This is a genomic window from Pseudomonas sp. Sample_24, assembly GCF_004307605.1.
GTDB lineage: Bacteria > Pseudomonadota > Gammaproteobacteria > Pseudomonadales > Pseudomonadaceae > Aquipseudomonas.
This window is the reverse complement of the sequence record NZ_RCNW01000366.1, coordinates 1-3,540: the sequence shown is the minus strand read 5'-3', so window position 1 is coordinate 3,540 and position 3,540 is coordinate 1. Positions and strand designations below refer to the sequence as shown.

The following is a 3,540-nucleotide window of genomic DNA, read 5'->3' as shown; positions in this document are numbered from 1 at the left end:
TACATCGCCACCGACGCCAAAGTCTCCCGCGACGTGCTGCAAAACCTGATGCTGGACGGCGCCAACAAGTCGTTCAACCGCATTACCATCGACGGCGACACCTCGACCAACGATTGCTGCATGCTGATTGCCACCGGTCAGGCTGCGCTGCCGGAGATCACCCGTGCCGAAGGCGAGCTGTTCGCCAAGTTAAAGCAAGCGGTGTTCGAAGTGTGCATGGACGTGGCGCAGGCCATCGTGCGTGACGGCGAAGGTGCGACCAAGTTCGTCACCGTTGAAGTCAACGGCGGCGGTAATCATCAGGAGTGCCTGGACGTCGGTTACACCGTGGCCCACTCGCCGCTGATCAAGACCGCGCTGTTCGCTTCCGACCCGAACTGGGGCCGCATCCTGGCTGCCGTCGGCCGCGCCGGCGTACCGAATCTGGACGTGAGCAAGATCGACGTGTTCCTCGGTGACGTTTGCATCGCCAGCCGTGGCGCGCGCGCCGCGACCTACACTGAAGCCCAGGGCGCGGCAGTGATGCAGCAGGAAGAAATCACCATCCGTATCGAATTGGGCCGCGGCGATTGCAGCGAAACCATCTGGACCACCGACCTGTCCCACGAGTACGTGAAGATCAACGCCGAGTATCGTACTTAAGAGCGGGTCGCCCCTAATCGCGGGCAAGCCCGCGATTAGGGGCGACCAGATGCTAGAGATTTGGCCTGTCCCCTTCATCAAAGGTCCCGAACATGAGCCTTCACCTGATCATCGGCGACAAACTGCTTTCCTCCTGGTCCCTGCGCGGCGCCCTGGCGCTTGATCTGACCGGCGCTTCCTACACCGAAGAACTGATCAAACTGAACCAGCCCGACACCCGCGAGCGTGTGCTCAAGCATTCGCCGACCGGCAAAGTCCCGCTGCTGAAAACCGAGCACGGCACCATCGCCGACTCCCTGGCGATTGCTGAATACCTGGCCGAACAATTCCCTGAAGCCAAGCTGTGGCCAACAGACACCGCGGCCCGTGCCCAGGCGCGTTCGGCGTGTGCGCAAATGCACAGCGGCTTCTTCGCCATGCGTGGCAACATGCCGTTCAACCTCAGTCATGACGCGCCGCTGTCGCCGCTCCCGGCGGACGTGCAGGCGGATATCGAGCGCATGGCGGCGTTGTGGGCCGAGTGCCGTGCTGCCGCGACCGAAACCGGTCCTTACCTGTTTGGTCGCATTACCTTGGCCGATGCGTTCTTTGCGCCGATCGCCGTACGACTGCGCACCTATCGGGTGAAACTGTCCGCGGTGGACGAAGCCTATGTTGAAACCCTCTACCAATGGCCAGCATTCAAGGCCTGGCAGAAGGCCGGACTGGAGGAAATCGAGCGGTGAAACGAGTTCATGTAGCCGCTGCCGTTATCCGTGATAACAGCGGCAAGATCCTGATTGCCCGCCGTGCCGATACCCAGCACCAGGGCGGATTGTGGGAGTTTCCCGGTGGCAAGGTCGAGGCCGACGAATCGGTGGAAACCGCGCTGGCCCGCGAACTTCATGAGGAACTGGGCATTGTCGTCAGTGCAGCGCGCCCGTTGATCAAGGTTCGCCACGATTATCCGGACAAGCAGGTATTGCTCGACGTCTGGGAGGTTTCGGCGTTCAGCGGTGAGCCACACGGTGCTGAGGGTCAGCCATTGGCCTGGGTCAGCGCCCGTGAGTTGTCGAACTACGAGTTTCCCGAAGCCAACCGGCCGATCGTCGCGGCTGCCCGGTTGCCCGAGCGGTACCTGATCACCCCGGAAGATCTGGAAACCCCGGCCTTGCTGCGCGGAATTCAGAAAGCCATTGCCGGCGGCATCAAGCTGATCCAGTTGCGCGCACCGAACGGTTACGATCCGAAGTATCGCGACCTGGCCGTTGATGCGGTAGGGCTGTGTGCCGGCAAGGCGCAGTTGATGATCAAGGGGCCGTTCGAGTGGCTGGGCGATTTTCCTGCCGCCGGTTGGCACATCACGTCTGCGCAGCTGCGCAAGTATGCGGCTGCCGGCCGGCCATTGCCGGCTTCGCGCTGGCTGGCCGCGTCCTGCCATAACGCCGAAGAACTGGCGTTGGCCGAAGCAATGGGCGTGGACTTCGTGACCTTGTCGCCGGTGCAGCCGACGCTGACGCATCCGGGGGCTGAGCCGCTGGGGTGGGAGCAGGCTTCGACCTTGATCGAAGGCTTCAGCAAACCGGTGTTTTTGCTCGGTGGTGTCGGGCCTGCGCAGGTTCAGCAAGCCTGGGCGGCGGGTGCGCAGGGTGTTGCTGGGATTCGGGCTTTCTGGCCTGATTCTTCGGTGTAGTTGGTGGACCCTTCGCGGGCAAGCCTCGCTGCTACAGGTTCACGCGAAATCCTGTAGGAGCAAGGCTTGCCCGCGATGGCGGCCGGCAGGCGCCGCTTAATCCCCAGGCTTCGCCGCCGGTTGCCAAAGAATCTCCGCAACGCCTTGCCTCTTGGCAATCAACCTGGCCACCACAAACAGCAAATCCGACAACCGATTGATGTACGCCAGGCCAACCCCGGCCAACGGCTCAATCGCATTCAACTGCTGACAACGCCGCTCGGCACTGCGTGCCAGGCTGCGGCAGACGTGGGCTTGGGCAATTAACGCCGAACCACCCGGCAGAATGAAGTTCTCCAGCGGTCCCAATTCTTCATTCCATACATCGATCGCCGCTTCAAGGCGTTCGATTTCCGCCACGTTCAATGCCTGGTATGCCGGCATCGCCAACTCGCCGCCAAGGTCGAACAGCCGATGCTGGCAGGGCGCCAACACCTCGATCACTTCGCTCAGCCGCGGATACTCTTCACATTCCGCTGCAAGCCCGGCCAGCAATACGCCGACCTGACTGTTCAACGTGTCGACCTCGCCAATGGCCTCGATCCGTGGATGGTCCTTGGGTACGCGGCGTCCATCGCCCAGGCCGGTTTCGCCTTTGTCGCCGGTGCGGGTGTAAATCTTCGACAAGCGAAAGCCCATGGTTACCTCGTAAGCTGGTTGAATTCCTGGGAGACGAGCGGGGTGCCCGCCAGTGGCAAGCGCAAGGTGAAGCAGGTGCCTTGGCCGAGGGTCGATTGCACTTCCATCTGCCCTTTATGGTTATTGGTGATGATGAAGTACGAAACCGACAACCCGAGACCGGTGCCCTGGCCGATTTCCTTGGTGGTGAAAAACGGTTCGAAGGTACGTTTGCGCACGCTTTCGCTCATGCCGATGCCATTGTCCTCGACCTGAATCTCCGCCCAGGGCGGATTGAGCCGGGTGCGGAGAATGATCCGCCCCGGCTCGCTATCGTCTTCACGCTGGTGAATGGCCTGGGCGGCGTTTTTCAACAGGTTGAGCAACACTTGCTCCAGTTCGTTGGCGGTGCCGGGTACCGGGCCGAGCGCGGGGTCGAACTGGCGGATGATGGCCTGGCCCTTGAAGTCGAAACCGATGGCCAGGTCGAAGTCGTTACCGGCGATTTCCACCGCCTGATCGATCAGTGCCGGCAGATCGCACGGGGCCATTTGCCGGGTACTGCGGCG

At 61.9% G+C, this 3,540-nt stretch carries 5 protein-coding genes; 3 read left to right on the top strand and 2 right to left on the bottom strand.

Annotation, left to right across the window (positions count from 1 at the left end; all coding sequences use genetic code 11):
* The 3 genes from D8V06_RS21000 to D8V06_RS20990 all read left to right on the top strand — a co-directional run.
* On the top strand, positions 1-642 hold a 642-nt coding region (locus D8V06_RS21000; RefSeq protein ID WP_177434462.1), incomplete at its 5' end, for a bifunctional ornithine acetyltransferase/N-acetylglutamate synthase.
* Positions 643-734: 92 nt separating this feature from the next.
* Positions 735-1,367, top strand: coding sequence for a glutathione S-transferase family protein (locus D8V06_RS20995; protein ID WP_130905900.1), 633 nt, complete (start codon positions 735-737; stop codon positions 1,365-1,367).
* Complete coding sequence (locus D8V06_RS20990; RefSeq protein WP_130905899.1) at positions 1,364-2,314, top strand: Nudix family hydrolase; 951 nt, start codon at positions 1,364-1,366, stop codon at positions 2,312-2,314. Before D8V06_RS20995 ends, D8V06_RS20990 begins: the two co-directional genes overlap by 4 nt.
* A gap of 96 nt (positions 2,315-2,410) precedes the next feature.
* On the opposite strand, the gene D8V06_RS20985 is transcribed toward D8V06_RS20990, so the two are convergent.
* A complete protein-coding gene (locus D8V06_RS20985) occupies positions 2,411-2,992 on the bottom strand; it encodes a cob(I)yrinic acid a,c-diamide adenosyltransferase (RefSeq protein ID WP_130905898.1) in 582 nt (193 codons plus the stop codon).
* 2 nt (positions 2,993-2,994) lie between these two features.
* The coding region (locus D8V06_RS20980; RefSeq protein WP_241667855.1) for an ATP-binding protein at positions 2,995-3,540 on the bottom strand (546 nt) is incomplete at its 5' end.